General features: G+C 71.6%; 29 protein-coding genes and 3 tRNA genes. 18 read left to right on the forward strand and 14 right to left on the reverse strand.

All coding sequences use genetic code 11. The annotated features are described in order from the left end of the window. Positions 1-101 precede the first annotated feature (101 nt). Positions 102-1,466: an Nramp family divalent metal transporter gene (locus KBX00_RS23995; protein ID WP_210830323.1), complete on the forward strand. Its 1,365-nt coding sequence runs from the start codon at positions 102-104 to the stop codon at positions 1,464-1,466. On the opposite strand, the gene KBX00_RS24000 is transcribed toward KBX00_RS23995, so the two are convergent. Both KBX00_RS24000 and KBX00_RS24005 read right to left on the reverse strand, forming a co-directional pair. Then, positions 1,463-2,785: a deoxyribodipyrimidine photo-lyase gene (locus KBX00_RS24000; protein ID WP_210830324.1), complete on the reverse strand. Its 1,323-nt coding sequence runs from the start codon at positions 2,783-2,785 to the stop codon at positions 1,463-1,465. The genes KBX00_RS23995 and KBX00_RS24000 overlap by 4 nt on opposite strands. Beyond that, the gene (locus tag KBX00_RS24005) at positions 2,782-3,693 is read right to left on the reverse strand and encodes a phytoene/squalene synthase family protein (RefSeq protein WP_210830325.1); all 912 of its coding nucleotides are present in this window, start codon (positions 3,691-3,693) and stop codon (positions 2,782-2,784) included. Before KBX00_RS24005 ends, KBX00_RS24000 begins: the two co-directional genes overlap by 4 nt. Positions 3,694-3,757: 64 nt before the next feature. Between KBX00_RS24005 and KBX00_RS24010 the strand changes: the two genes are divergently transcribed. The 8 genes from KBX00_RS24010 to KBX00_RS24045 all read left to right on the forward strand — a co-directional run bounded on the left by KBX00_RS24010 (position 3,758) and on the right by KBX00_RS24045 (position 9,479). Further along, complete coding sequence (locus KBX00_RS24010) at positions 3,758-4,912, forward strand: polyprenyl synthetase family protein (RefSeq protein WP_210830326.1); 1,155 nt, start codon at positions 3,758-3,760, stop codon at positions 4,910-4,912. Positions 4,913-4,942: 30 nt separating this feature from the next. Then, positions 4,943-6,424, forward strand: coding sequence for a phytoene desaturase family protein (gene crtI, locus KBX00_RS24015; RefSeq protein WP_210830327.1), 1,482 nt, complete (start codon positions 4,943-4,945; stop codon positions 6,422-6,424). 55 nt (positions 6,425-6,479) lie between these two features. Then, positions 6,480-7,070 carry an isopentenyl-diphosphate Delta-isomerase gene (gene idi, locus KBX00_RS24020; RefSeq protein ID WP_210830328.1) on the forward strand — a complete coding sequence of 197 codons (591 nt, stop codon included), beginning with the start codon at positions 6,480-6,482 and terminating at the stop codon, positions 7,068-7,070. Beyond that, entirely contained in the window at positions 7,060-8,001 is a 942-nt protein-coding gene (locus tag KBX00_RS24025; RefSeq protein WP_210830329.1) for a MerR family transcriptional regulator, read from the forward strand. Before idi ends, KBX00_RS24025 begins: the two co-directional genes overlap by 11 nt. A gap of 178 nt (positions 8,002-8,179) precedes the next feature. Then, on the forward strand, positions 8,180-8,968 hold the full coding sequence (locus KBX00_RS24030) for a polysaccharide deacetylase family protein (RefSeq protein WP_210830330.1): 789 nt from the start codon (positions 8,180-8,182) through the stop codon (positions 8,966-8,968). Positions 8,969-9,122: 154 nt separating this feature from the next. Then, positions 9,123-9,195 (forward strand) — tRNA-Glu (locus KBX00_RS24035). Between the two features lie 33 nt (positions 9,196-9,228). After that, a tRNA-Asp gene (locus tag KBX00_RS24040) sits at positions 9,229-9,302 on the forward strand. A 103-nt stretch (positions 9,303-9,405) separates the two neighbouring features. Beyond that, positions 9,406-9,479: transfer RNA gene (locus KBX00_RS24045), tRNA-Phe, on the forward strand. An 83-nt stretch (positions 9,480-9,562) separates the two neighbouring features. Here KBX00_RS24045 and KBX00_RS24050 read toward each other — a convergent pair. Then, positions 9,563-9,889, reverse strand: a complete 327-nt coding sequence (locus tag KBX00_RS24050) for a hypothetical protein (protein ID WP_210830331.1) — start codon at positions 9,887-9,889, stop codon at positions 9,563-9,565. Between the two features lie 114 nt (positions 9,890-10,003). Here KBX00_RS24050 and KBX00_RS24055 point away from each other — a divergent pair, with 114 nt between their 5' ends. The 4 genes from KBX00_RS24055 to KBX00_RS24070 all read left to right on the forward strand — a co-directional run bounded on the left by KBX00_RS24055 (position 10,004) and on the right by KBX00_RS24070 (position 12,352). Then, positions 10,004-10,351, forward strand: a complete 348-nt coding sequence (locus KBX00_RS24055; protein WP_210830332.1) for a metalloregulator ArsR/SmtB family transcription factor — start codon at positions 10,004-10,006, stop codon at positions 10,349-10,351. Then, positions 10,348-11,043 (forward strand): cation transporter, encoded by a 696-nt coding sequence (locus KBX00_RS24060; RefSeq protein ID WP_210830333.1) that lies wholly within the window; start codon positions 10,348-10,350, stop codon positions 11,041-11,043. The genes KBX00_RS24055 and KBX00_RS24060 overlap by 4 nt, the downstream gene beginning before the upstream one ends. Position 11,044: 1 nt before the next feature. Continuing rightward, positions 11,045-11,650, forward strand: a complete 606-nt coding sequence (locus KBX00_RS24065; protein WP_210830334.1) for an isoprenylcysteine carboxylmethyltransferase family protein — start codon at positions 11,045-11,047, stop codon at positions 11,648-11,650. Positions 11,651-11,839: 189 nt separating this feature from the next. Next, on the forward strand, positions 11,840-12,352 hold the full coding sequence (locus KBX00_RS24070) for an SRPBCC family protein (RefSeq protein WP_210830335.1): 513 nt from the start codon (positions 11,840-11,842) through the stop codon (positions 12,350-12,352). Positions 12,353-12,386: 34 nt separating this feature from the next. Here KBX00_RS24070 and KBX00_RS24075 read toward each other — a convergent pair whose 3' ends face one another. Beyond that, positions 12,387-12,776, reverse strand: coding sequence for a hypothetical protein (locus KBX00_RS24075; RefSeq protein WP_210830336.1), 390 nt, complete (start codon positions 12,774-12,776; stop codon positions 12,387-12,389). 154 nt (positions 12,777-12,930) lie between these two features. Here KBX00_RS24075 and KBX00_RS24080 point away from each other — a divergent pair, with 154 nt between their 5' ends. Further along, the gene (locus KBX00_RS24080; RefSeq protein ID WP_210830337.1) at positions 12,931-14,292 is read left to right on the forward strand and encodes an ABC transporter substrate-binding protein; all 1,362 of its coding nucleotides are present in this window, start codon (positions 12,931-12,933) and stop codon (positions 14,290-14,292) included. 62 nt (positions 14,293-14,354) lie between these two features. Here KBX00_RS24080 and KBX00_RS24085 read toward each other — a convergent pair whose 3' ends face one another. Both KBX00_RS24085 and KBX00_RS24090 read right to left on the reverse strand, forming a co-directional pair. After that, entirely contained in the window at positions 14,355-15,098 is a 744-nt protein-coding gene (locus tag KBX00_RS24085) for an enoyl-CoA hydratase/isomerase family protein (protein WP_210830338.1), read from the reverse strand. After that, positions 15,095-16,021 (reverse strand): 3-hydroxyacyl-CoA dehydrogenase family protein, encoded by a 927-nt coding sequence (locus tag KBX00_RS24090; RefSeq protein WP_210830339.1) that lies wholly within the window; start codon positions 16,019-16,021, stop codon positions 15,095-15,097. The genes KBX00_RS24085 and KBX00_RS24090 overlap by 4 nt, the downstream gene beginning before the upstream one ends. Positions 16,022-16,215: 194 nt before the next feature. Here KBX00_RS24090 and KBX00_RS24095 point away from each other — a divergent pair, with 194 nt between their 5' ends. Beyond that, entirely contained in the window at positions 16,216-16,524 is a 309-nt protein-coding gene (locus tag KBX00_RS24095) for a hypothetical protein (RefSeq protein ID WP_210830340.1), read from the forward strand. Positions 16,525-16,606: 82 nt separating this feature from the next. On the opposite strand, the gene KBX00_RS24100 is transcribed toward KBX00_RS24095, so the two are convergent. Then, a complete protein-coding gene (locus KBX00_RS24100; RefSeq protein ID WP_210830341.1) occupies positions 16,607-17,386 on the reverse strand; it encodes a bifunctional 2-polyprenyl-6-hydroxyphenol methylase/3-demethylubiquinol 3-O-methyltransferase UbiG in 780 nt (259 codons plus the stop codon). A 54-nt stretch (positions 17,387-17,440) separates the two neighbouring features. Here KBX00_RS24100 and KBX00_RS24105 point away from each other — a divergent pair, with 54 nt between their 5' ends. Then, entirely contained in the window at positions 17,441-17,821 is a 381-nt protein-coding gene (locus tag KBX00_RS24105) for a PPOX class F420-dependent oxidoreductase (protein ID WP_210830342.1), read from the forward strand. Positions 17,822-17,899: 78 nt separating this feature from the next. On the opposite strand, the gene KBX00_RS24110 is transcribed toward KBX00_RS24105, so the two are convergent. Next, positions 17,900-18,109 (reverse strand): BldC family transcriptional regulator, encoded by a 210-nt coding sequence (locus KBX00_RS24110; protein ID WP_007073996.1) that lies wholly within the window; start codon positions 18,107-18,109, stop codon positions 17,900-17,902. Positions 18,110-18,361: 252 nt separating this feature from the next. After that, complete coding sequence (locus KBX00_RS24115; RefSeq protein ID WP_210830343.1) at positions 18,362-19,201, reverse strand: hypothetical protein; 840 nt, start codon at positions 19,199-19,201, stop codon at positions 18,362-18,364. A gap of 270 nt (positions 19,202-19,471) precedes the next feature. Between KBX00_RS24115 and KBX00_RS24120 the strand changes: the two genes are divergently transcribed. After that, on the forward strand, positions 19,472-20,554 hold the full coding sequence (locus tag KBX00_RS24120; RefSeq protein ID WP_210830344.1) for a Glu/Leu/Phe/Val dehydrogenase: 1,083 nt from the start codon (positions 19,472-19,474) through the stop codon (positions 20,552-20,554). Positions 20,555-20,846: 292 nt separating this feature from the next. Beyond that, positions 20,847-21,059 carry a DUF3073 domain-containing protein gene (locus KBX00_RS24125; RefSeq protein WP_093403828.1) on the forward strand — a complete coding sequence of 71 codons (213 nt, stop codon included), beginning with the start codon at positions 20,847-20,849 and terminating at the stop codon, positions 21,057-21,059. Positions 21,060-21,205: 146 nt separating this feature from the next. Here the strand turns inward: KBX00_RS24125 and amcA are convergent, their stop codons facing one another. The 5 genes from amcA to KBX00_RS24150 all read right to left on the reverse strand — a co-directional run bounded on the left by amcA (position 21,206) and on the right by KBX00_RS24150 (position 25,998). After that, positions 21,206-21,442 (reverse strand): multiple cyclophane-containing RiPP AmcA, encoded by a 237-nt coding sequence (amcA, locus tag KBX00_RS24130; protein WP_210830345.1) that lies wholly within the window; start codon positions 21,440-21,442, stop codon positions 21,206-21,208. After that, positions 21,411-22,514 carry a cyclophane-forming radical SAM peptide maturase AmcB gene (amcB, locus tag KBX00_RS24135; RefSeq protein ID WP_301548526.1) on the reverse strand — a complete coding sequence of 368 codons (1,104 nt, stop codon included), beginning with the start codon at positions 22,512-22,514 and terminating at the stop codon, positions 21,411-21,413. Before amcB ends, amcA begins: the two co-directional genes overlap by 32 nt. Before the next feature lie 176 nt (positions 22,515-22,690). Further along, positions 22,691-23,845: a phosphoribosylformylglycinamidine cyclo-ligase gene (purM, locus tag KBX00_RS24140; protein ID WP_210830347.1), complete on the reverse strand. Its 1,155-nt coding sequence runs from the start codon at positions 23,843-23,845 to the stop codon at positions 22,691-22,693. Positions 23,846-23,909: 64 nt separating this feature from the next. Further along, positions 23,910-25,472 (reverse strand): amidophosphoribosyltransferase, encoded by a 1,563-nt coding sequence (purF, locus tag KBX00_RS24145; protein ID WP_210830348.1) that lies wholly within the window; start codon positions 25,470-25,472, stop codon positions 23,910-23,912. 163 nt (positions 25,473-25,635) lie between these two features. Next, positions 25,636-25,998, reverse strand: a complete 363-nt coding sequence (locus KBX00_RS24150; protein WP_210830349.1) for a sterol carrier family protein — start codon at positions 25,996-25,998, stop codon at positions 25,636-25,638. Positions 25,999-26,073 lie beyond the last annotated feature (75 nt).

Here is a 26,073-nt window from a genome sequence, read left to right on the forward strand (position 1 = left end):
AAGGGGACCGGCCCGGCCCGATCGGTCGCCGGTCGGTAGGGCGCCGCGCCCGGTGGGTAGGTCCAAGGTCGGCAGGAACCGAGGATCGAAGGGAGCGGGTGATGGAACAGGCTCTGGCCGGCAGCGACGAGGAACGGAAGACGGTGCCGGAGCCGCCGACCGGCCGCGCCAAACTCGGCTACATCGGCCCCGGTGTGCTCTGGGCGCTGGCCGCGTTGGCCACCGGGGAACTGCTGTTCACGCCCCGGGTCGGCGCCCAGTACGGGTACGCCCTGCTGTGGGCGTTGATCGCGGCCCTGCTGCTCAAGCTCTTCGTGACCCGGGAGATCGGGCGCTACAGCGTGGTGACCGGCCGACGGTTGCTCAGCGGGATGGCCGAGCTGCCCGGTCCCCGTGGCTGGGCGCTGTGGGTCATCCTGGTACCGCAGCTGGTGGTCGGTGTCGCCGCCATCGCCGGCATCGCGAGCGCCGCTGGCAGCGCCTTCACCCTGGCCGTACCCGGTCCGATCCAGCTCTGGACGGCGGTGGTCATCGCGGCGGCGGCCGGTCTGGTGCTGTTCGGCCACTACACCGGGGTGGAGTGGGTCTCCCGGGTCATCGGGCTGCTGCTGGCGGTCGGGGTTGTCGTGGCCGCCATCCTCGTCGGCCCGGACCTCGGCGAGGCCGCGTCGGGTGTGGTGCCCACCGTGCCCGAGGATCTCGTGGTCGCCGACATCCTGCCCTGGCTGGGTTTCCTGTCGAACGGTGCCGCCGGGCTCATGTGGTACTCGTACTGGGTCGCGGCGAAGGGCGTGGGTGTCGGCGCGCTGGAGCAGCCGACCCGGCTCGACCCGCGCGGCCTGGACGACGGTCAGGTGGCCCGGGTACGTCAGTGGCTGCGGACCATGACGCTCGACTCGACGTTCGCCGTCGTGGGCGTCGGGATCATCACGGTGGCCTTCCTCGTGCTCGGTGCGGAGCTGCTGCGTCCGGAGGGCATCGTGCCCGCCGAGTCCGACGTCGCCCGCGACCTGACCACGCTGTTCAGTGAGGTCTTCGGCAGTGTCGGGTTCTGGTTGATGGTGGTGGGCCTCATCTCGGCCTTCTGGACGGCTACGCTGACAAACATCGACGGCTGGAAACGGCTGTACACCGACGGCATCCGCAAGGCCCTGCCGTCCCACCTCACGCAGCGGCCCTGGGCCCGACCGGCGGTCATCGGTCGGGTCGCCGTCGTCGGCTGGCTCGCGGTGCTGCCGTTCACGGTGTTCGTGATCTTCGGCGACCCGGTGGGTCTGCTCACCGTGGCCGGGTCGATCGAGGCCCTGCACATTCCGCTCGTCGCGGCGCTCGTGCTCTGGCTCAACCGGCGTACGCTCCCGGCCGCGCTGCGCGCCGGTCGGGTGGCCACCGGCCTCGTGGTGATCGCGATCGTGTTCTTCGCCGGTTTCGCGCTGTACTACCTGTGGCAGCAGGTGCTCGGTTAGCGCAGCCAGACCGGGGTGTCACCGGGCGGCTCCAGCGGCGGCGGGTAGTCGAGGGTGCGGCGCAGCGCTTCGGGCAGTCGCCACGGCTGGTGCACCGCCCCGCCGGCCACCGACGCCAACTCGGGCACCCACCGCCGTACGTACGCGCCGTCGGGGTCGTACCGCTCGGCCTGCCGGACCGGGTTGAACCCCCGGTACGGCCGGGTGTCGTTGCCGGTACCCGCGACCCACTGCCAGTTGCCCGAGTTGTCGGCGATGTCGCCGTCGAGCAGCCACCGGAAGTAGACCGCCTGCCCGTCCCGCCAGTCCAGCCCGAGTGTCTTGGTCAGGTAGCCGGCGGTGATGAGGCGGGCGCGGTTGTGCAGCCACCCCTGGGCCCGGAGCTGACGCATGCCGGCGTCCACGACCGGCAGGCCGGTGCGCCCCTGCGCCCAAGCGGTGAGGGCCTGCTCGTCGTAGCGCCAGTGCTCGGTCGCCCGGCGCCGGTACGCCGTGCGGGGCAGGTCGGGGAAGGCCGCGGTCACCTGGTGGTAGAAGTCCCGCCAGCAGAGTTGCCGGACGAACGGTGACTCCCGATCGTCGATCGCGTTGGCCACGGTCAACGGGGACACGCAGCCGAAGCGCAGGTAGGGACTGAGCCGGGAGGTGGCGTCGCCGGCCATGTCGTCGTGGCGGTCGCCGTAGCGCGCGACGTCGGGCCGCCACCGTGCCAACCGACGCCGCGCCTCGTCCTCCCCGCCGGCCACCGCGTCCGGGGACTCCCCTGACGGCAGCACCGGGAAGCGCCCGACCGGCACGCCGGCCGGCAACGTGACGGTCGCCGGCGCCGACAGCTCCTCCCGCCACCGCCGGGCACTCCACGCCCGGTGGTACGGACTGAACACCCGGTAGTGGTCACCGCTGGCCGGGGTCAGTGCCCCCGGCTCGACCACCGTCAGACCGGGAAAGAACCGCAGATGCAGCCGGTGCCGGTCGCACTCGGCTTGCAGGCGTCGCGCCCGACGGGCCGCGTACCGGGAGACGTCGGCGGAGAGCGCGACGCCCTCGGCACCCACCTCGCCGGCCAACCGGATCGTCTCGGCCACCGGATCACCGTGTCGCAGCACCAAGTCACCGCCGAGCCCACGCAGCGCCTCGCGGAGCGCGGCGAGGCTCTCATGCAGGAAGCGGGTGCGGTTCGGCGACAGTTCCGCGAGCGCGGGGTCCAACACGTACAGCGGGACCACGCGGTCGAAGGCGGCGCAGCTGGTCGCCAGTGCCGGGTGGTCGTGCACCCGCAGGTCGCGGGTGAACAGCACGACGGCGGTACGGCCGCTCACCGCAGCGGCGGTCCGGGCACGGCGACCGGGCTGCCGGCCGGGGTCAGCAGGGCGCGGGTGGCCACCCCCAGCCGGCGCCGCTGCGGCACCGTGGCGCGGCGGGCGAAGACGTCGTAGTCCTGGGCGGCCACCTCGTCGAGGATGCCGCCGTAGAGCAGGTAGGCGGTACGGATGCAGGACTGCGAGGCACCGTCGAGCAGGACCACGCCCGGCGCGGCGGCGAGGTAGTGCGCCTGGGCGCGGGTCACCTCGTACCGGATCAGTTCGCGGACCGGCTCGCTGGCCCGCCCGGCCGCGTGACAGGCCACCAGGTCCTCCCGCGTCACGCCGAAGGCGGCCAGGTCCTCGTCGGGTAGGTAGGTCCGGCCCCGGGCCAGGTCCTCGCCGACGTCCCGGATGAAGTTGGTCAGCTGGAACGCGAAGCCGAGCTGGCGGGCGGGCTCGCGGGCCGCCACCGGATCGGAGCTGCCCAGGATGGGCAGCATCATCGTGCCGATGACCGCGGCCGAGCCTTCCATGTAGTCCAGCAGGTGCTCGTAGGTGCGGTAGGAGGTGACGGTCAGGTCCATCGCCATGCTCTTGAGGAACGAGGCGAAGTCCTCCCGGTCGAGATCGAACACGGCGATGGTGTGCAGCACCGCCGGCAGCAGCGGGTCGGTCACCCGCGCCCCGTGCAGGCCGGCGACGAACCGGCCGCCCCAGTCGTCCAGCCGCGCCGCGCGCTCGGCCGGCGGCAGCGTGTCGGTCTGATCGACGATCTCGTCGGCGTAGCGGGTGAATCCATATAAGGCATGCACATGCCGCCGTTTCCATGCGGGCAGCAGCCGGGTGGCGAGATAGTAGGTGCGACCGTGCCGTCTGTGCAGCTCACGGCATCTGTCGTAGGCAGCGGCGAGATCCAGGTCCACCGGCCCTCCTCTGATTCGACGCACCAATCGACGCAACTTGAGACCCTAGGGTACGCTCAGCGGCATGGCCAGCGACGGACCAACGGGTAACCTCCTTCGCGTGGTCCCTGAGCAGCCGGTCGGTGGAGACGACCCGATCGCTGCCGTGCTGGCCGCCTACACGCGCGACATCGTCACCGCCGTCGACAACACGCTTGCCGAGTTCCTGACCGCCGAGGTCGACGCGCTCGACGCGATCGACCCGGCGATGGGCGGCTTCGCCGCCACCGCACGCGACTGTGTCCTCTCCGGCGGGAAGCGGGTCCGACCCACGTTCGCCTACTGGGGATGGCGTGGCGCGGTCGGCGGCGACACGCCGGTCGCCCCGGTGCTGCCCGCACTGGCCACCTTGGAGTTGCTGCACACCTTCGCGCTGGTGCACGACGACGTGATGGATGCCTCCGCCACCCGACGCGGCCGACCGACCGCGCACGTGGCGGTGGCCACCCAGCACGCCGCGGCGGGTCGCAACGGCGACTCCGGGCGTTTCGGCGAGGCGGTGGCCGTACTCATCGGTGACCTCTGCATGGTCTGGGCCGACCAGGTGCTGGCCCTGGCCGACCTGCCGGCCGACCGGCTGCTCCAGGTACGACGGGGCTACGACCGGATGCGGGTGGAGACGGTCGCCGGGCAGTACCTCGACGTCCTCGGCGAGACCGATCCGCTGAGCTGGTCGGTGGACCGGGCGCTCCGGGTGGCCCGGTACAAGACCGCCAGCTACACGGTGCAACGACCGCTGCTCTTCGGCGCCAGCCTGGCCGGCGTCGACGGGGACAGCGACCTGGCCGCGGCGTACACCCGCTACGGCCTCGCCGTCGGCGAGGCCTTCCAGCTCTGCGACGACCTGCTCGGTGTCTTCGGTGACCCGACCACCACCGGCAAGCCGGCCGGCGACGACCTGCGTACCGGCAAGCCGACGGCGCTACTGGTCCTGGCCCGGGAGCTGGCCACGCCGACGCAGTTGCGGGCACTCGACGGTGCCGGCCGGCGCGCCGACGGGCCGGAGGTCGCCCGGCTCGCCGAGGTCGTGTTCGACACCGGCGCGGTGCGACGGATCGAGCGGATGATCGACGAGCGGGTCGAGGACGCGCTGGCCGCGCTCGACGCGGTCGCCGTCGACGAGACCGCCCGTACCGCGCTTGTCGGCCTCGCGACCGCCGCCACGCACCGGAGGGCATGATGGGCTTCCTGCACAGAGAGGTGGTCGCCGGTGCGGACCGTTGACGGGCGTACTGACCGGGTGGTGGTTGTCGGAGCCGGCTTCGGCGGGCTGGCCTGCGCGCTGCACCTGGCGGGCAGCGGACGCCAGGTGACCGTGCTGGAGCGCGAGCCGGTGCCGGGTGGGCGGGCCGGCCGGCTCAGCGTCGACGGCTACGAGTTCGACACCGGCCCCACGGTGCTCACCATGCCCGATCTCATCGCCGAGGCGCTCGCCGCAGTCGGTGAGGAGCTGACCGACTGGCTCGACCTGGTGCCGCTGGACCCGGCCTACCGGGCCTACTATCCGGACGGTTCCACGCTTGACGTGCGCACCGACACCACCGCGATGGCGGCGGAGATCTCCCGGGTCTGCGGGCCCCGGGAGGCCGACGGCTACCTGCGGTTCGTCGACTTCGCCCGGAACCTGTGGCGACTGGAACGGGCCGACTTCATCGAACGCAATCTCGACGCTCCGACCGACCTGCTCACCGGCAACCTGCTCAAGCTCGTCGCCACCGGTGCCTTCCGGCGACTGCAAACGAAGATCAACCAGTTCTTCCGGGATCCGCGTACCCGACGGATCTTCTCCTTCCAGGCGATGTACGCCGGTCTCGCCCCGCACGACGCGCTTGCCATCTACGCGGTCATCGCGTACCTCGACTCGGTGGCCGGGGTCTTCTTCCCGCGCGGCGGCATCCACGCCGTCTCCCGAGGATTGGCCGGTGCCGCCGAGAAGCACGGCGTACGCATCCGGTACGGCACCGCGGTGACCCGGGTGGAGACCGCGAACGGCCGGGCCACCGGGGTGGTGACCGCCGACGGGGAGTTCGTCCCCGCCGACGCCGTGGTGCTCAACCCCGACCTCCCGGTGGCCTACCGCGACCTGCTGCCGCCGGCCCGGCAGCGCCGGCTCACCTACTCACCCTCGTGTGTCGTGCTGCACGTCGGCTCGACCCAGGGCTACCGGCGGATCGCCCATCACAACATCCACTTCGGGCGGGCCTGGCAGGGCACCTTCGACGAGGTCATCCGGCGCGGACACCTGATGTCCGACCCGTCCCTGCTGGTCACCAACCCGAGCCGGACGGATCCGGCGGTGGCACCGACCGGCCGGCACACCTATTACGTGCTGGCTCCGGTGCCGAACCTCGACCGGGCGCCCTTCGACTGGCGCGGCGACCTCACCGCCCGCTACACCGATCAGCTCATCGCCACCCTGGAGGAGCGCGGATACGTCGGCTTCGGGGCCGGCGTCGAGGTGCTGCGGGCGATCACCCCGGCGGAGTGGGCCGAGCAGGGCATGGCCGCCGGTACACCGTTCGCCTCGGCGCACACCCTGTTCCAGACGGGACCGTTCCGACCGTCGAACCTGCACCGCTCGCTGTCCAACGTGGTCTTCGTCGGCTCGGGCACCCAGCCCGGTGTCGGCGTACCTATGGTGCTGATCTCCGGCAAGCTCGCCGCCGCCCGGATCACCGGGGAGCCTCGGTGAGCACGGGGAACGAGGCAGTGCCGAGCCCCGGGTCGACAAACGGAGGGTGGCGCTGATGCCGCAGTCCCGGGAGAGCCACCTCGTCGAACTGGTCGACGACACCGGTCTGCCGGTCGGGGAGGCCACGGTGGCCGCCGCCCACCAGCCGCCCGGTCAGCTGCACCGGGCGTTCTCCGTACTGCTCGTGGCACCGGACGGTCGGTTGCTGCTCCAGCGGCGCGCCGCTACGAAGACCCGCTTTCCGTTGCGCTGGGCGAACTCCTGCTGCGGTCACCCCAAGCCGGGCGAGGCGCTTACCGAGGCCGCCAACCGGCGGCTGTCGGAGGAACTGGGCGCCGGACCGGTGCCGCTGCGCGAGGTGGGCGTCTACGTCTACCGGGCGGAGGATCCGGCCACCGGGCGGGTCGAGGTCGAGTACGACCACGTCCTGCGCGGCGAGTTCCATCCCGACGGTGCACTACGCCCGGAGCCGACCGAGGTGGCGGAGCTGCGCTGGGTGGAGCCGACCCAGCTCGCCGCCGCGCTGCACCGCGAGCCCGACGCCTACGCGCCGTGGCTGGGTGGCGTACTGGATCGGCTGTGGCCGCCCTCGGAGCCGCCCGGGCGGCCGGCCGACGACGTGTCGGAGCGGCCGGGTGGCCGATGAGGCGCTGAGCGCGGGCGCGGTCGCCCAGCGCCTGGGGGTCGCGGTGACCACACTGCGCACCTGGCACCAGCGGTACGGCCTCGGGCCCAGCCAGCACGTCCCGGGCCACCACCGGCGCTACACGCCGGCCGATCTGGCCCGACTCGAGGTGATGCGGCGGCTCACCGCCGAAGGGGTCAGCCCTGCCGAGGCGGCCCGGTGGGCCCGTCAGGCACCCGACACCCTCGCGGCTGTCGGTGCCTCCCGTGCCGTGCTCAGGCGACGCGACGGCGGCGGTACGACCATCCCGGTCGGCCGGGCCGGGCCGGCGGTGCGGGGGCTGGCCCGCGCCGCGATGCGGCTGGACGCCGCGGCCATCGGTGAGACGATCTCCCGCGCCATCGCCGCCGACGGCGTGGTCACGACCTGGGACCGGCTGCTGCGCCCGCTGCTCGTCGGCATCGGCGAGCGACACGTCGCCACCGGCGAGCTGATCGAGGTCGAGCACCTGGTGTCCCGCTGCGTCTCGGCGGCGTTGGGTGCGGTGGCGTCCGCCGGCCCCGCTCCCGGGCCACCGCGCGTCCTGCTCTCCTGCGCCGACGAGGAGCAGCACAGTCTGCCGCTGGAGGCACTCGCCGCGGCGTTGGCCGAGGCCGGCGTCGGCTACCGGATGCTCGGTGCCCGGGTACCGGTGACGGCACTGCTCGCCGCCGTCGACCGGACCGGTCCGGCCGCCGTGGTGCTCTGGTCGCAGACTCGGGCCACCGCCGACCCGGCGCAACTCACCGCCCTGCTCACCGCGCCGAGCCGGCCACTTCTGGTGCTCGCAGCCGGGCCGGGCTGGCCGGCCCGGAGCCTGCCGGCCGGCGTGGTCCGCCCGACCGATCTGACCGAGGCGGTCTCCCTCACCGTCGCGGTGCACGACTCGCTCGACCGCCCGGCCGCCTCCTGACCGCTCGGCCCGGCCGCCGGCCCGGCCCCTTCGGCGGCGCGGCCGGCACCCCGACGGTACGGCGGGCACACCGACGGTACGGCGGGCTCCCGCATCCTGACCCGGCGTCGGTCCACTCGAATCGGGTGAACTAGCGTCGGGGCGTCCGCGTACCCCGAACCCCTCTCGGGAGCGAACGATGCGTCACCGTGCCCTGCTGGCCTGCCTCACCGGCCTGCTCGTCCTGCTCGTCGCCGGTTGCGGCGACGGTGGCGGCACGCCGACGGCCACCGCCCCGACCAGCCCACCGCCCTCGGCCGCCCTGCCGCCGGAGCCCACTCCGTCACCGACTCGTACCGTGCCGCCCAAGCCGCCGCTACGGCCGCTGCCGGCGAAACTGCCGGCCGGTCTGGTCCGCACCACCGGCACCGCCAAGGTGGCCCTCACCTTCGACGACGGCCCGGATCCGGCCTGGACACCGAAGGTGCTCGACCGCCTGAAGGCGGCCAAGGTGACCGCCACCTTCTGCGTGGTGGGTACCCAGGTGCGCAAGCATCCGGGCCTGCTGCGGCGGATCGTCCGGGAGGGGCACCAGCTCTGCAACCACAGCTGGAACCACGACCTCGACCTGGCCCGGCGGCCGGTCGCCGAGATCCGCGCCGACCTGGTACGCACCAACCGGGAGATCCGGCGGGCGGTGCCGAAGGCAAAGGTGCCGTTCTACCGCCAGCCCGGCGGCCGGTGGACCGCCGAGGTGGTGAAGGTCGCCAAGCAGCTCGACATGCGCTCGTTGCACTGGACCGTCGACCCGCAGGACTGGGCCAAGCCGACGGCGGCCACCATCGAGAAGCGGGTGAAGCGCTCGGCCCGCCCCGGAGCCGTGGTCCTGCTGCACGACGGAGGCGGCGACCGCGCCGCCACCCTCGCGGCCTGCGCCAAGTTGATCGCCGGTCTGAAGCGTGACCACGGCGTCGCCGGGCTCACCTAGACCGGCTCCGAGCTGGCGTTTTCCGTGCCGTTGCGGCTGCCGCCATACCGGTTTGGTCGACCGGTACGCCATCACGTATGCTTTCGAAGCCTCCGGCGGGGCCGGATGGGAGCAAGTCCGCTAAACGTTGCGAGTGTGCAATGATGGCGGGGCCGCCCTCATCGTCTAGCGGCCCAGGACGCCGCCCTTTCAAGGCGGTAGCACGGGTTCGAATCCCGTTGGGGGCACGGTTCGGCTCAGGCCGGAGGCAACACCAGCAAGGTCCTGTGGAGCAGTTGGAGTGCTCGCCGCCCTGTCAAGGCGGAGGTCGCGGGTTCAAGTCCCGTCAGGACCGCAAGCGCTGACGCCGCGCACCTCGCGCGGCGTTCTGCGTATCGGGGCATGTGACCCGTCCCAGCGGCGATCCCGCAGGTTGGGTAGCATGGGCCGAGCACCACGGCCAGGTAGCTCAGTTGGTACGAGCGTCCGACTGAAAATCGGAAGGTCGGCGGTTCGACCCCGCCCCTGGCCACATAGCCTTTCGCCGGGCTATTGCAACGCCGACCAGCGGAAACGCCGGTCGGCGTTCTGCTTTGCGCCCTCGGTTGGTTGATCTCAGCGCCGGAGCAGGGCGAACCATCCCACCGCGCCCACGAGCAGCAGCAGCGCCAGTGCGAACAGAGCCCGCCCGACCGCGAGGGGCACGGGGAGAAGCAGCGGTGCCTGCTGGACGAGCAGGCCCGCACCGAGCAGGGCCAGGAAGCCACCGCGACGGACCGGCTGGCCTCGTTGGCGCGTGGTCAGTCGCGCCACCCGCACCCAGAACGCCGGAAACGTTCGCGTCACGGCAACCCGTACGCCGAGTACGACCACGACAAGGCTGAGGATCACGCTGACGCCAGATAGGGCGACCCATACCGGGTCCGGGTCGTCCATGGTCACGGGAACGAGCATGCACCCGGGTGTCAACGCCCGACCTCGGAGCTTGCATCCGGTACCTGCGGTTGCGGCCGGACAGACGGCGGTGGAGCATCCAGACCCGGCTATCATCGCCTTGTGGCGATTGATTGCACGTCAGCACCGACCCCGGCCGTGGCGCTGTTCCGCTCCCTCGGCGACCCGACCCGGCTGGCCATCGTGCGCCGTCTCACGGCCGGGGAGGCGCGGGTGGTGGATCTGACCGGCGAGCTGGGCACGGCCCAGTCGACGGTGTCCAAGCACCTGGCCTGTCTGCGCGACTGCGGCCTCGTCGACTACCGCGTCGAGGGTCGCCAGTCGTTCTACCGGTTGACCCGACCCGAGCTGCTGGACCTGCTCCGCTCGGCGGAGCTGCTGCTGGCGGCCACCGGCGAGGCGGTCGCCCTCTGCCCGGTGTACGGAGCGCCCGCCGAGTCGCGGGCGTGAGCTCGTCGGCCGTCACCCCGCGACGGCGGGCGGTGCTGTCCCGGCGCAGCCTGTGGCTCGCCTACGCCACCGCCGGCTACAACCTCCTGGAGGGCCTGGTCGCCATCGCCGCCGGAGCGGCAGCCTCCTCCACCGCGCTTGTCGCCTTCGGCCTGGACTCGTTCGTCGAGGTGTCCAGCGCGGCGGTGCTGATCTGGCAGTTCCGCTCCCGGGTCCCCGAGGACCGGGAACGGCTGGCGCTGCGCCTGATCGGCCTCTCCTTCTTCGCCCTGGCCGCGTGGGTGAGCGTCGACGCCCTCCGGTCGCTGCTGGGCAGTGGTGAGGCCGAGGCCAGCCCGGTCGGCATCGGCCTGGCCGTGGCGTCGCTGATCGTGATGCCGCTGCTCGTCGCCGCCAAGCGGCGCACCGGACGGGAACTCGGCTCGGCCACGGTCATGGCCGACTCCACCCAGACGCTGCTGTGCACGTACCTGTCCGCCGTCCTGCTCGTCGGCCTGCTCCTCAACGCCCTGTGGGGCTGGTCCTGGGCGGACCCGATCGCGGCGCTCGTCATCGCCGGGATCGCGGTCAGGGAAGGCGTGCAGGCGTGGCGCGGCGAGCACTGCGACGACTGCGCACCGGTCGCCGTCGCGGAGACCACCGGACCGACCTCTGGCTCCACCGACAACTGCTGCCCCAATCGGGAGGTGTGACGTGGCCTGGCCCGCGCTGCTGCTCTACCTGCTCGGCCTGCTGCTCGCGTTCGGCTGGCGCACGTTCGCCCAGTGGCGGCGCACCGGAGACACCGGCCTGCGTCTCGACGCCGGCCCGGTCGGCAGGCTTCGGTGGTGGGCCAAGCTGCTGTTCGTCGCTGCTCTCGTGCTCGGCCTGGCCGGCCCGGTCGCCGCCCTCGCCGGCCTGCCTCCGCTGCCCGGTCTGGATCACCGTCCGCTGCACGTGGCCGGCTTCGTCGTCGCCGCCGTCGGCATCGGCGCGACGCTCGCCGCCCAACTGGCCATGGGCGCCTCGTGGCGCATCGGAGTCGACCCGACCGAGCGCACCGAACTGGTGACCGGAGGGGCATTCGCGTACGCCCGCAATCCCATCTTCACCGCCATGGCCGTGACCATGCTCGGCCTGACCCTCATGGTGCCCAACGCGGCGGCACTCGCCGCCCTGGGCGTCCTGATCGTGGCGCTGCAGGTACAGGTCCGTGCGGTGGAGGAGCCGTACCTGTTCGCCGCCCACGGTGACGCCTACCGCCGCTACGCGGGACGGGTCGGCCGTTTCCTGCCCGGGTTGGGCCGGCTCACCGGCTGAAAAACGATCTCCCACCGTTCGGGCGCAACGGATTGCGGCAAGTCGCGGCCTCCGGGGGCGGTCCAGCGCGCGACTTGCGGCGTCTCGTGGTCCCGCTCCGCCCGACATCGAAGAGTCCGGCGATCATCAGGCGGGACAGACATCGGAGGAAGCTGCGCACCGAGGCATGAGCCGGTATGGTCCGGGCCTATGGGACAGGGGATGGCCGATCCTACCGACATCCAGCAGGAACTTGAACGGTTCGCACTCCGCAGCACCCTGTTCGTCCCCGCTTCCGCCGAACGGGCGTACGAGGTCTTCACCGGGCGGCTCGCCGACTGGTGGGTGATGGAGTACACCTGGTCGGGCCCCACCCTCCTGGCCGAGCTGGGCATGGAGCCCCGCCCGGGCGGGATGCTCTACGAGGTCGGTCCCTACGGGTTCCGCGCCGACTGGGGTCGCGTGCTGACCTGGGATCCGCCCCGCCGCCTGGTGTTCACCTGGCAGATCGGTGCGGATCGCGCTCCGGTGCCCGACCCGGCCCGGGCCAGCGAGGTCGAGGTGCTCTTCACCCCCGCCGAATCCGGCACCCTGATCGAGGTGGCGCACCGGCACTTCGACCGGCACGGCACGGCCGCCGAGGGCTACCGGCAGGCGCTGACCGCCGGCTGGCACGAGTTGCTCTCCCGCTACGCCGCGACACTGATCCACTCGCCCGCATGAGCGCCGTGCCGGGCTCGACCATCGACGCGCAACGTCAGGCGGCCCGATGCCGCAGCGTCGCCACGGTCGAGCCGGCCAGCGTGAGCAGACACTCCGGCAGCAGCCCGTCGGCGGCCGCCGCGCCGAACAGCGCCCGGGCGGTGTCCAGGTCGGCATTGGCGTACGCGCTGACGAAGCGGGCCACCCACCGGGCGTCGTACCCGGCCTGGTCGATGCCGGGAAAATCGAGCGCGCAGGCTCCGGGCGGCACCGGATCCCCCACCATCGTCGCGGCCAGGCACCACGCCACGTCGTACGCGCCGGACAGGCCGGCCCGGTCCACCACCGCGTCGAAGGTTCCCACCACCGCGTCGGAGTCCCCGTCAAGGGCCGAGCTGAGAATCGTCGCGGCGTCCTCGAACGTCTGCTGTGGCGAGTCGGTCACGGACCGCACAGTACGGGTGCCGGTCAAGGAACCCACCGTGGTTACTCTCCGCACATGGTGGAGGCGACCTGCGGATAGACCGACCTCCACGGTCCCGCCGCCGGTCACGGCACGCTAGTCTGCGCAGCGGACCTTCGCCCGAGGAAGGACGACCATGCACATGTCGCGCGGCTCGCGGACGGCCATCCTGGCTGTCTGCGCCACGGTCCTGCTCGCCACCAGTGCCTGCGGGGAAGACCAGCCCGAGGAGGCGACCACCCAACAGGTGCGCCTCTACGGCACGGACGGCAACATGCTCAACTCGTACCCGGAGGAGTTGAAGGATCGCGCCGGCCTGGTCGACGGGATGAAGGGCACCACCCCGCTCACGCCGCTACCGGACAACTTCAAGAACCGGCTACGGTCCGTGGACCCGAGGTTGACCGACTACCTCTACAGCGCCGAGGCGTACGACGCGGTGCTGATCAGCGCGCTGGCGGCGCAGCTCGCCGGGTCGACCGACCCCGCGGACATCGCCAAGCAGATCGTGGGCGTCACGAACAAGGGCACCAGCTGCACCACGGCCAACAAGTGCCTGCAACTGGCCCGCCAGGGCACCGACATCGAGTACCGCAGCGTGTCGATCACCCGGGCCGGCTTCACGGACGCGGGCGAGCCGGCCACCGCCAGTTACGCCACCCTGCACTTCGACGGTCAACAGCTCAACGACGCCAAGACGGAGTTCGTCGGCGCCGGTGACGAGTCGACGGCCAGCAAGAAATCCCCGCCGAAGGCGAAGCGGCAGAACGGCAGCTTCCCCGACCCGAACAGCGGCGCCCCGCTGGTCCTGGGTGGCCTGCTCCCCAAGACCGGTGACCTGGCCATCGCCAACCCGCCGATCGCGGCCGGTGCGGCGCTGGCCCTCAAGGAGATCAACGCGGCCGGTGGGGTGCTCGGCGAGGACGTGGTCTGGATCGACGGGGACGACGGCACCAGCCCGACCGTGGCCAAGGCGACCGTGGCCAGCCACATCGACGCCGGCGTACACGTGATCATCGGTGCCGGCGGCTCGGGCATCTCCGCGGCCGTGCTGCCCGACGTGGTGGACGCCGGCCTGATCCTCTTCTCGCCGTCGAACACGGCCGCGGATCTGACCGAGGCCGACGACAAGGGTCTCTACTTCCGTACCGCCCCGCCGGACAGTCTCCAGGGTCGGGCGCTGGCCGACGTGATTCTCCGGGACGGCCCGCAGAAGATCGCTATCGTGGCGCGTCAGGACTCGTACGGCAAGGGGCTCCAGGAGGTCGTCCGGGCAGAGCTGGAGCGGGCCGGCTTCGGCGGCGACAAGGTGAAATTGCTCGGCTACGAGCCCGGCGAGGACGCCGAGGCCGCGCCGATCAACTTCACCGAGGGGGCCAAGCAGATCAAGCAGTTCGGGGCCGACGCGGTGCTCATCATCGGATTCAGCGAGTCCGCCGCGGTGATCCGGGCACTCGCCGACGCCGACGTACCGCTGGCCGCGCTGAACGCCTCCTGAGCCAGTCGACGCCGACGGCCGCACCGTGACACGGTGCGGCCGTCGCTGTTTCCGGGCGCGCCTCAGCGCTCGCGCCGCCGTTGCAGGAACTCCGTCATCCGGCGGTGCTTCTCCTCGTCGGTGAAGAGCACCGCCTGGCTGACCAGGTCCAGTTGTGGATGCGCGGCGGTCGGGGCGTCCACGGCGAGCTTGGTCAACCGCAGCGCCAACGCCGAGCCCTTGGCCATCTCGTCGATCAGACCGTGGGCCGCCGGCAGCAACTCTTCCGGCGTGGCCACCACCCGGTTCACCAGGCCGATCCGCAGCGCCTCCGCCGCGTCCACCCGTCGGCCGGTGAACAGCAGTTCCTTGGCCAGCGCCTCGCCCACCAGCGCGGGCAGGCGGTGGGTGGCGCCGGCGCCGGCCAGGATGCCGAGCCGCACCTCCGGCTGGCCGAAGACCGCCCGCGCCGAGCAGACCCGAAGATCGCAGGCGTACGCCAGCTCGGCACCGCCGCCCAGCGCCGGGCCGTCGATCGCCGCCACGGTCGGCATCGGCAACGCCCGGATCCGGGCGAAGGCCGCCGAGTTGATCGCGGCCAGTGCGTCCAGCCGGCCGCGTTCCCGCAACTGGGCGATGTCCGCCCCGCCGGCGAAGATCCCGTCGGTGCCGCCGGTCAGCAGCAGCATCCGGGGGTGTGCCTCCAACTCGGCGCAGACCCCGTGCAGCGCCGCGATCAGGTCGGCGTCGATGGCGTTGCGCTTCTCCGGCCGGTCCAGCGTGACCACCAGCCGGTCCGGTTGTTCCTCGACCCGCAATCCGCTCATCGTGCCGCCTCCGGTGACTCGGCACCGCCCGCAACACCACCAGTGGTCGCGACGGGCTCGCTGCCGCCCGAGCGCGCCCCGTCGGTCCACCGGTAGAAGCCGTGCCCGGACTTCTTGCCCAGGCGACCGGCGGCGACCAGCTCCACGAGCAGCGGCGGCGGCGCGAACCGGTCGCCGTACGCGGCCTGCAACGTCCGCGCGATGTCCAGGCGCACATCCAGACCGACCAGGTCGGTCAGTTCCAGCGGCCCGATCGGATGCCGGTAGCCGAGCACCATCGCCTTGTCGATGTCGGTGGGGCTGGCGACGCCGTCGGCGACCATCCGGATCGCCTCCAGCCCGAGGGTCACGCCGAGCCGCGACGTGGCGAAGCCCGGCATGTCGCGTACCACGACGGGGTCCTTGCCCAGCCGGCCGGCGAGCGTGACGGCCGCGTCGGTGGTCTGCACCGCGGTGGCCGGCCCGACCACGATCTCCAGCAGCGTCATCGCCCAGACCGGGTTGAAGAAGTGCAGCCCGCAGAAGACCTCCGGCCGGGTCAGCCCCGCCGCGAGATCGGCGATCGGGATGCTTGACGTGTTGCTGCCCAGCAGCGCCGGCCGCAGCGCCTCCGCCTCGGCGAGCACGGCCCGCTTGAGGTCGGTCCGTTCCGGTACCGCCTCCACGATCACGTCCGGTGCCGGTGCGACCTCGGCGAGCCCCGCCCGCAGGGTGATCCGCGCCTGGTTGGCGTCCGCCTGCTCGGCGCTGAGCCTGCCCCGCCGCACGGCCCGCTCCCAGAGTTCGGCGAGCCGCCGCACCGCGGCGTCACCGCGCTCCCGGTCCACCTCGACCAGCTCCACGGCGTGACCGCTGCCGGCCGCCACGTAGGCGATGCCGAGACCCATCGTGCCGGCACCCACCACCACGAACCGTTCCGTCATCGCGACACCACCGCACAGTGAGATTCGGTCGCTCGCCGAAACCTCCGGCGCGCGGGATCGCCGCCACGCCGGGGGTCAGCCCGTACGCTCCGCTCAGTCATGCTGCGACCCTATGCAGCGCCGGCCCCGGTCCGATGCGTGGGGGCGGACGGGATCGGGTACAGACCGCCGACAACCGAGGGAAGGACGAGCAGATGAGCCAGGCACCGGAGACCGTGGACGGCGCGGGCGCCGAGGGGACCGTCGAGGGGACCGTCGAGACACGCGGCGACGAGCGCGTCGAGCTGCTGCGCGCCGACACCAACAACGACGGCCGTACCGACGTGTGGGTGGTCGACACCGACGGCGACGGCAAGGCCGACCTGTTCCAGTTCGACACCGACGGCGACGGCAAGGTGGACATCACGATGGTCGACATCGACGAGGACGGCCAGCCGGACGAGATCGTCGACGGCGACGGCGGGCTTCCCCCGGAGCAGCTTCCACCGACCGTCCGAGTCTGAGGTGTGAGGAAGGGCACCCTGCCGACGCCTGCGCTGGAGCAGGGGCCCTTCTTGACACTTCCGCTGGCTGCCGTTGCCGGGCTCAGCGGGCCAGTTGCAGGGTGGCCAGGTAGTACGGGGCGTCGCGGTTGTCCACGTCGACCAACTGCCAGCGGGAGCCGCGCACCAGCTCGGCGAGTTCCTCCGGCGAACAGACCAGGTAGTCGAACCACGGCGTACCCAGCTCGCGGTAGCGCAGGCGCAGCCGCAACTGCCCACCCAGCCGGCCCCGCCGTCGGTTGTGATCGTGGTACGCGGTGTGCACCGGATCCCGGGTGCCGTACGGGTCGGTGCCGTGCGCGATCACCTGGGCGCCCGGCCGAGCCAGCGCCGCCAGCGCGGCGAGGAAGTCCGGAGCCCGTTCCCGCCCCTCCAGCAGGCCGAGGTTGTTGCCGAGCAGCAGGAAGGTGTCGTACCGCCGGCCGCTCGTGGCGTGCTCGTCGACGGTGGCGTTCACCAGGTCGCGTACGCCCCGGCGGCGGCACACCTGCAACGCGCCGGCCGAGGTGTCCAGCCCGGTGACCGGTACGCCCCGCTCCTGCAGCAGCAGCGCGATCCGTCCGGCGCCGACCCCGACGTCCAGCGTCGCGCCGCGTACCCGGTCGACCGCACGGTGGTCGTGCGGCTGCCAGTCCTGCGGCCCGTCGAGATAGTGGGCGGCCGGCGCGCCGTTGACCAGCCCGTCGTCCCGCTCGATGATCTCGATGACCGGGCGGGGTAGGCGCCCTCCGGCCAGCGGCCGGGGACCGATGCCGGTCGCCACCGCCAGCGCGTCGCGCAGCAGTTCCCCGAAGACGTCACCGATTCGTGGTTCCCCCGTCACACGCATCACGCTATCCGGCCGGTCAGTTGGCCGCAGCGCCCGTATCCTGGCGGCGTGACCACGTTGGACCGGCTCTCCACCGAGAAGTACATCCTCCTGACGACGTTCCGGAAAGACGGTCGTGCGGTGCCGACCCCGGTCTGGGCGGTCCGCGACGGTGACGCCCTGGCGGTGTGGTCGGCGGCCGACGCCGGCAAGGTGAAGCGGATCCGCCGCAGTGGGCAGGTCACCGTGGCCCCCTGCGACGTGCGCGGCCGACCACACGGCGAGGCGGTGCCGGCCCGGGCGAGCCTGTACGACCCGGGCGCGACCAACCGCATCCGTAGCCTGATCAAGCAGAAGTACCGGGTGATCGGCCGGCTGACCCTGCTCGGCAGTCGGCTGCGCCGGGGCGAGGGTGGCACCGTGGGCATCCGGGTCGAACTGACCGACTGACGGTCCACCCCGGGCATGGCGAAGGGCGGCGGAACGAGTCCGCCGCCCTTCGTGAAGCTCTGGTTATCAACCTCGTGGTCAGTCCCCCTGGCGCTGCTGCGGAATCTGCCCCTGCAGCAGTGCCCTGACCTCAGACTCGCGGTATCGGCGGTGGCCGCCGAGGGTCCGGATGGCGCTCAGCTTGCCAGCCTTCGCCCAACGGGTCACCGTCTTCGGGTCGACACGGAACATCGACGCCACCTCGGCCGGTGTGAGTAGCGGCTCTGGTTCGTGCGTTCGCGATGCCATCGGTCACTCCTCCACATGTATAGACATCGGCCGGGGTCCCGCCGGCCGACGCGTCTCCCATGGTCCGGCTAGTCCCCGATGTCCGACATGGGCCGAACGGCCGAACGTCCCTAGACGGACGGATGAACCATGCCCGATTTATACGACTTTTACACGCCACAAAGTAACTTATTCGGACTCATGATCACGGTTCGTGATGCGTCAACTACGAACCAGCCTCACGTTGAGCCCAAAAATCGGGACATTAGTGCCCTAGTTGCAACGCTCCAGAAGTTGCACCGCGCGCCACCGCGCGACCAGCTTGTCGTACGCCGCCGACGCTTCCTCCGCCTCGCCGCGCGACAGCCCGGCGAGCCCGGCCGCGACCAGTTCCGGCGAGTCGTCCTCGGCCAGCGTTTCGTCCGAGAGCAGGTCGATCAGCCCGCCGTAGTCGAGTTCCACCACCGAACGCGGGTGGAACTCTTCCAGCCAGCGGGCCGCCTCCTCGACCGCCTCCGTGATCGGCGCGTCGCCGACCGACTTGCGCAGCACCGCGAGCGCCCGGGACGAGCGACGGCGAGCCTTGGAGATCTCCGTCCGGAAGCGCAGCGAGCGCCGCTCCGGAACGGTGACGTGGTGGCGCTCCTCGGGCTCGAACAGCACGAACCAGCGCAGCGGCACGCCCCAGGTCGCGATCTGTTCGTGCACCCGGGGAACGCCGTGCTCAAGCACCCGGGCGCCGCTGCGCCAGTCCTCCACCACGGCCTTGGCCTGCCCGGCCAGTACCGGCGGCACGAAGGCGTCGGCCAGCACCGGCGGCACGCCGTCCCGCGCGCTCAACGCCGCCTCGGCCACCCGGATCCGCAGGTTCCACGGGCACACCAGCAGCGTCTCGTCGGTCTCCAGCACGTACGCCTCGTCCGGCAGGTCCGGCAGCCGCGTCCAACCGGCACCCAGCGCCTCGATCACCGAGGTCCGCTGAAGGCCGGGCCCCTCGACCGGCGCCACGGCCCGCCCCTGCTCGACGTAGCGCCGCCAGTAGGACTGGCGGTCCCGGTCGAAGGCGGTGAGCGGCTCGTACACGCGCAGGTATGAAGCGAAGAGCGACGGCACGGCGCGATCCTCCCACGAACGGCAAGCCGAGCGTTGCTCGGCGTCACCGGGCGACCTGTCGCGGCGCAGGAGCAACCCGGGCAAGGCGCTGCGCGCCGCCTCGTCCGCGACGGAGGCGGGGTCGGGACGGACCGCCCGAGGGGCGGGACGGCGACCACTGGGGTACGGCGCGACGCCCCGCCGATACTAGGCTCGCAGCACCGGCAGCATCCCCGCCGGCTTGACCAGGTCCGCGCCTCACGAGGGCGCCCGCCGACACAGGAGCCAGTCATGGGCGTATTCGCCACCACGGACGACCCGGAGGCCACGGGTCACGAACAGGTCGTGTTCTGCCAGGACAAGCAGACCGGCCTGAAGGCGATCATCGGCATCTACTCCACCGCGCTGGGCCCCGCGCTCGGCGGCACCCGCTTCTACCCGTACGACAGCGAAGCGGCCGCGCTCGCCGACGTGCTCGACCTCTCCCGAGGCATGGCGTACAAGAACGCCCTCGCCGGCCTGGACCTGGGCGGCGGCAAGGCGGTCATCTGGGGCGACCCCGAGCAGATCAAGAGCGAGGCGCTGCTGCGCGCCTACGGCCGCTTCGTGGAGTCCCTGGGCGGTCGCTACTACACCGCCTGCGACGTCGGCACCTACGTGCCGGACATGGACGTGATCGCCCGGGAGACCCGGTACGTCACCGGTCGCAGCGTCGAGCACGGCGGTGCTGGCGACTCCTCGATTCTCACCGCCTGGGGTGTGTTCCAGGGCATGCGGGCGGCGGCCGAGCACGTCTGGGGCGTACCGACACTGCGCGGTCGGCGGGTCGGCGTCGCCGGGCTGGGCAAGGTCGGCAAGTACCTCGTCGGCCACCTGTCGGAGGACGGGGCCGAGGTGGTGGCCACCGACGTGAACCCACGAGCCCTGGACTGGGCGCGCGCCACCCACCCCGAGGTCCACCTCGTCGACGACGTAGCCGCGCTGGTCACCGCCGACATCGACGTGTACGCCCCGTGTGCCCTCGGCGGCGCCCTGGACGACGACACGGTGGCGACGCTGCGGGCCAGGGTGGTCGCCGGGGCGGCCAACAACCAGCTCGCCCACTCCGGGGTGGAGAAGCTGCTCGCCGACCGGGGCATCCTCTACGCACCCGACTACGTGGTGAACGCCGGCGGTGTGATCCAGGTCGCGGACGAGATCGAGGGCTTCGACTTCGAGCGGGCCAAGATGCGCGCCACCCGGATCTACGACACCACGCGGGAGATCCTCCGCCTCGCCGACACCGACGGCGTGCCGCCGGCCGTGGCGGCGGACCGGCTGGCCGAGCGGCGGATGGCCGAGATCGGCCGGCTGCGCGCGATTCACCTGCGCTGACGACGCGCTGCCGGGGCGGGCCCGCTGGTCCCGCCCCGGCACCCCGACGGGTTAATCTGAACGTACGGCGTGTTCGTCGGTATTTGTCCGCATGTCACGACCGATACCGGCATCGCTCCTTACCGGGTACAATGGGTTACGTCCTGACGACCGCAACGCGCGGTCGCGGTCGTAGGTAACCCGAGGTGCCGAACGGTGGCATCCCCATGTACCGTAAGAGCCACGAGAGATGCCTGACGTCATCGGGGCCCGCCTTCGGGCTGCCCCGCATTCTGTGCGAGGGGGTCGAGCCATGGGGCGCGGCCGTGCTAAGGCCAAGCAGACAAAGGTGGCCCGGGAGCTGAAGTACCACTCCCCGAACACCGACCTCGCCGCCTTGCAGCGAGAACTCGGCGGCAGCGGCAAGTCGGACCGCAACTTCGACGACGACTACAAAGAGTACGTCGACGATGACGAGGACCACTCCGACGACGACCCGGACAACTGGGTCCGTCCGACCCGCTGACCCCCGGTCACATCTGAGCACGCGGTGACTCCCCGCGTGCTCACGCATGTGCCCGTTACGCGGCGGCGTGCAGCACCCGACGAGTCGAGGGCCCACCACGGCCGGACGATGCTCCGGCGGCGTGGCGGGCCCTCGGCACCGACCGGTCAGCGGGGACGGTTGTTCCAGTTGTAGAACGTCGGGATGTTCTCGAAGTGGTTCCAGGCGCAGACCGCACTGGCTCCGTCGCCACCCGCCACCTCCGCCCGTAGTCGACGCGCGGCCTCGGCCTCGTGGAGCAGAGCATTGAGTCCGGCAGCGGCCGCACGCACCCGGTCGGCGACCCGGTCGGGCTCGTCTCCCGTCGCGGTCTCAGGCTCCCGGTGGCTGGTGGTCTCGGGCATGCTCCAACACTCCCTCCAGTAGGCGGATCTTGCTGTTGCGGCAGTGCTCGGTCTCCGTACCGTCGAAACGCCCCAGCTCGAAGTAGCGGTTGGCCGCGTGGCCTCCGCCACAGAACCCGAAGTACGGGCAGGTGGAGCGACACGCCTCCACGCCGTCGATGAACTCGCCGACCCAGGTCGTGCGCTCCGCGGCGGCCAGAATGGTGTGCAATGGGGTGCTGAGCACGCTGCCGCTGGAGAAGTCGCCGTAGCGGGGATCGGTGAAGCCGGCCAGCTCGGGCGAGAGCACCACGACCGAGCCGTCGTACGCCACGGTCGGTATCGGGTCGAGCCGGCTGGGCAGCAGATCGTCCGCCGTACCGTCCAGCACCGCTGCGGCGTACCGCAACGACCACTCCACCTCCCGCAGATGGATCCGGGGATTTCGCCGCCAGGCCGAGACCAGCTCGGCCCAGAACCCGGTCACCGCCGGGGCGTCGTGGGCGTTGTCCCGGGTGTTGACTCCCTCGGTCTCCTCGATGTTGACGCCGAGCACCTCACAACCGAGATCGAGGAAGTAGTCGTACAGCTCGCTGGCCCGGCCCGGGGACGGGTCGTTGACCACCGCGAGCGCCGAGAACGGCAGCCCGTGCCGACGCAACGCCGCCACTCCGCGGACGATCCGGTCGTACGCCGGCCGGCCCGCCCGGGTGACCCGCTCACCGTTGCGTTCCCGCGGCCCGTCCACGCTCACGCTCACCCGCATCCGGTGCCGGGCGAAGAACTCGCACCAGGCGTCGTCGATCAGGGTGGCATTGGTCTGGACGTGGTGCTCCACCTCGGGCCCGAAGGGCGCCATCAGCGCCGCCAGCCGCTCCCGGCCGGCGGCCAGCGGCTCCCCACCGTGCCAGACCACCGAGAACCGGTCGGTGGCCGCCCACCGGTTCACCGATTCGGCCACCGCCTCCGCCACGGCGACCGGCATCTGCCGATCCGCCGCCCGCAACGGCAGGTAGCAGTACGCGCAGTCGAGATTGCACAAGGTGGTGGGCTGCATCACGACGTACGACGGGACGGTGGCCAAGCCTCGCATCCCGCCCAATGACCGTCCCCGCGCAGCCATCGCCCTCCTCCGTAGCGGTCTTGGGCTGCCGGGCGCGACCCGGCCTGGGCGCGCCCCGCAGCTCTCGAGGGTGCCCTTCAGGCTAGGCGGCGACGGCCACTCGGGTGAAGCCCTGATCAGGTGGTCGGACGATCAGCGCAAAGTGATCAGCCTCGGGTGTGCTGGCCGACCATCTGCACCTCACCGGTGCCCTCGATGATCTCGCCGGCCTGCCAGGCGTCGACGCCGCGCCCGGTGAGCGTGGCCAGTGCCCGGTCGGCGTCCTCCGCCGACACGATGGCGAACATGCCGACGCCCATGTTGAAGGTCGCTTCCATCTCCGGGTCCTCGATCCGGCCCTTGGACTGGACCAGGTCGAAGACCGGCTGCGGCTTCCACGTCGACCGGTTGACCACGGCGTCCACGTGCTCCGGCAGGATCCGCACCAGGTTGCCGGGGATGCCGCCGCCGGTGACGTGGGCCAGGGCCCGCACCTCGGCCTCGGCGATCAGCTTGAGGCAGTCCTGCGCGTAGATCTTGGTGGGGGTGAGCAGTTCCTCGCCGAGGGTGCGCTGGCGACCGAAGTCGTCGATCACCACGTCCAGTCGCATCCGGCCGGCGCCGAGCAGCACGTGCCGGACCAGGGAGTACCCGTTCGAGTGCAGGCCGGACGAGCGCATGGCGATCACCACGTCGCCCACCTCGACCCGCTCGGAGCTGAGGATCTCGCTCTCCTCCACCACCCCGACGCCGGTGGCGGAGATGTCGTACTCGTCGGGGCGCAGCACGCCCGGGTGCTCGGCGGTCTCGCCACCCAGCAACGCGCAGCCGGCGTACCGGCAGCCGTCGGCGATGCCGGCGCCGATCTCGGCGACCTTGTCGGGCACGACCTCGCCGGTGGCGATGTAGTCCAGCAGGAACAGCGGCTCCGCCCCGCAGGCGACCAGGTCGTCGACGACCATCGCGACCAGGTCGATGCCGACCGTGTCGTGGATGTCCATCTGCTGGGCGATCACCAGCTTGGTGCCGACGCCGTCGGTGGAGGAGGCCAGGATCGGGTGCTTGTACTTCGTGGTGTCCAGCCGGAACAGGCCGGCGAAGCCGCCGAGGTCACCCATCACCTCCGGCCGGCGGGTCTGCTTCACCTTCGACTTGAGCAACTCCACGGCACGGTCACCGGCCTCGATGGACACGCCGGCGTCCGCGTACGAGACCGCGCGTTTGCGGGCCGGACGGCCGGAACCGGCCGTCCAGGGCTGACGGTCCCCACCAGCACCGCTCGGGCTGCTTCCTGCGCCGCTGCGCTCGGACACGTGCGTCACGGTTCTCCCCTTTGTGTTCCTCGGCTGTCGCGTCGACGGTGACCGGCGCAGCAGCCGCGTGGTGCTACGGGCGGTTTGTGGTCGCCGACGGTTTGAGGTCGCCGAAGCTGCTGTCGAGTTGCGGGACGAGTTGCTCGGCGGACTCGACCTCGTCGGCCGAGTGGTTGGCGACCCGGCGGCCGATTCCTTCGAGCACGTGCTTGCCGATCAGGTTGCCCACCGGCAGCTCGATCGGGTACTCGCCGTCGAAGCAGGCCCGGCAGAGCCGGGTCTTCGGCTGCTCGGTCGCGGCGATCAGGCCGGACAACGAGACGTAGCCCAGCGTGTCCGCGCCGATCGAGCGCCGGATGCCGTCGTTGTCGAGACCGTTGGCGAGCAGTTCGGCGCGGGTGGCGAAGTCGATGCCGTAGAAGCACGGCCAGGCGACCGGTGGCGAGGAGATGCGTACGTGCACCTCCACCGCGCCGGCCTCGCGGAGCATTCGCACGATCGCGCGCTGGGTGTTGCCGCGGACGATGGAGTCGTCGACCACGACCAGACGCTTGCCCCGCACGTTCTGCCGCAGCGGGTTGAGCTTGAGCCGGATGCCGAGCTGGCGCAGGGTCTGCGAGGGCTGGATGAAGGTACGTCCGACGTACGGGTTCTTCACCAGCCCGGCACCGTAGGTGATGCCCGACTCCTCGGCGTAGCCGATCGCCGCCGGCGTGCCGGACTCGGGTACCGGGATCACCAGGTCGGCCTCGACCGGGTGTTCCTTGGCCAACTGTCGCCCGATCTGCACCCGGGCAGCGTGCACATTGCGGCCGGCGATGGTGGCGTCCGGCCGGGCGATGTAGACGTACTCGAAGAGGCAGCCCTTGGGCTCGGGGGCGGCGAACCTGGTGGACCGCAGACCCTCCGCGTCGATGGCGATCAGTTCGCCCGGCTCGACCTCGCGGACCACGCTGGCACCGACGATGTCCAGCGCGGCGGTCTCGCTGGCCACCACCCAGCCGCGCTCCAGTCGGCCCAGCACCAGCGGCCGCACGCCGTGCGCATCACGGGCGGCGTAGAGGGTCGACTCGTCCATGAAGACGAAGCTGAACGCACCCCGCAGCTGCGGCAGCACCTCCAGTGCGGCGGCCTCGACGGAGAGATCCGGCCGACTGGCCAGCAGCATGGTGACCAACGAGGTGTCGTTCGTCGAACCGTCGGCGCCCAGGCCGCGCTCGGCCACCTCACGCTGCAACTCGGCCGTGTTGACCAGGTTTCCGTTGTGCGCCAGCGCGATGGTCGTGCCCGCACTGGTCGCCCGGATGGTCGGCTGGGCATTTTCCCAGGTCGACGCGCCGGTGGTGGAGTAACGCGCGTGCCCGATCGCGACGTGCCCACGCAGGCTGGCCAGCGTCGGCTCGTCGAAGACCTGGGCCACCAGCCCGAGATCCTTGTAGACCACCACGCCGGAGCCGTCGCTGACCGCTATGCCGGCCGCCTCCTGCCCCCGGTGCTGCAACGCGTACAGCCCGAAGTAGGTCAGGTTGGCGACCTCCTCCCCCGGGGCCCATACGCCGAAGACACCGCACGCGTCCTGGGGGCCGGGTCGCTGGGGGTCAAGGTCGTGGCTCAGCCGGCCGTCGCCTCGGGGCACCTGCCGCTCCCTCTTGCTGGTCTGGACTGGCCTGGCGGAACCACGGGGGTTGCTCCGCCCCTCACGGCCGGGGACCACACTGTCGTCGCCTGACAGTGTACGCGAATGCATGTCGCCACATACAGTCACACTATCGGCGCTCTGCGTCAGCCGGCCTCGGCCGTCAGCGCAGTTCGAGGGGCAGATAGGGGGACAGGTCGGCGCGAGCGCCACTCGCCTTCACGCGACCCTCCGTGACCGCCCGCGCCCAATCGAGTCGTCCCACAGCCAGACCCAGCCAGGTTTCCGGATCCATCTCCACCGTGTTCGGCGGAATACCGCGGGTGTGTCGCGGCCCCGGAACGCACTGAACTGCACCGTAAGGTGGGACTCGCACCTCCACCGATCGGCCGGGGGCCCGGTCCGCGAGGAGGGTCAACAAGGCCCTGACCGCCTCGCGGAGCACCGACCGTTCGGGTGCACGCCCCTCATCGAGCGCCGACAGTGCCGCCGCTACCGAGGCGGACTTAATGTACGGAGAGGACACGACGGGACGATACGGCGTGACCGCGCCGACCGTCACGCTGGCCCTGGGTCGCGCCGATCCGGCCGGACAAGGCAT

The organism is Micromonospora sp. C95 (assembly GCF_018070465.1).
Taxonomy (GTDB): Bacteria; Actinomycetota; Actinomycetes; order Mycobacteriales; family Micromonosporaceae; genus Micromonospora.

Coding starts and splice junctions, on each gene's coding strand:
- KBX00_RS23995 (WP_210830323.1), top strand. CDS start 102: ATGGAACAGGCTCTGGCCGGCAGCGACGAGGAACGGAAGACGGTGCCG.
- KBX00_RS24010 (WP_210830326.1), top strand. CDS start 3,758: ATGGCCAGCGACGGACCAACGGGTAACCTCCTTCGCGTGGTCCCTGAG.
- idi (WP_210830328.1), top strand. CDS start 6,480: ATGCCGCAGTCCCGGGAGAGCCACCTCGTCGAACTGGTCGACGACACC.
- KBX00_RS24030 (WP_210830330.1), top strand. CDS start 8,180: ATGCGTCACCGTGCCCTGCTGGCCTGCCTCACCGGCCTGCTCGTCCTG.
- KBX00_RS24070 (WP_210830335.1), top strand. CDS start 11,840: ATGGGACAGGGGATGGCCGATCCTACCGACATCCAGCAGGAACTTGAA.
- KBX00_RS24080 (WP_210830337.1), top strand. CDS start 12,931: ATGCACATGTCGCGCGGCTCGCGGACGGCCATCCTGGCTGTCTGCGCC.
- KBX00_RS24085 (WP_210830338.1), bottom strand. CDS start 15,098: ATGAGCGGATTGCGGGTCGAGGAACAACCGGACCGGCTGGTGGTCACG.
- KBX00_RS24090 (WP_210830339.1), bottom strand. CDS start 16,021: ATGACGGAACGGTTCGTGGTGGTGGGTGCCGGCACGATGGGTCTCGGC.
- KBX00_RS24095 (WP_210830340.1), top strand. CDS start 16,216: ATGAGCCAGGCACCGGAGACCGTGGACGGCGCGGGCGCCGAGGGGACC.
- KBX00_RS24110 (WP_007073996.1), bottom strand. CDS start 18,109: ATGGCATCGCGAACGCACGAACCAGAGCCGCTACTCACACCGGCCGAG.
- KBX00_RS24120 (WP_210830344.1), top strand. CDS start 19,472: ATGGGCGTATTCGCCACCACGGACGACCCGGAGGCCACGGGTCACGAA.
- KBX00_RS24125 (WP_093403828.1), top strand. CDS start 20,847: ATGGGGCGCGGCCGTGCTAAGGCCAAGCAGACAAAGGTGGCCCGGGAG.
- amcA (WP_210830345.1), bottom strand. CDS start 21,442: ATGCCCGAGACCACCAGCCACCGGGAGCCTGAGACCGCGACGGGAGAC.
- amcB (WP_301548526.1), bottom strand. CDS start 22,514: ATGCGAGGCTTGGCCACCGTCCCGTCGTACGTCGTGATGCAGCCCACC.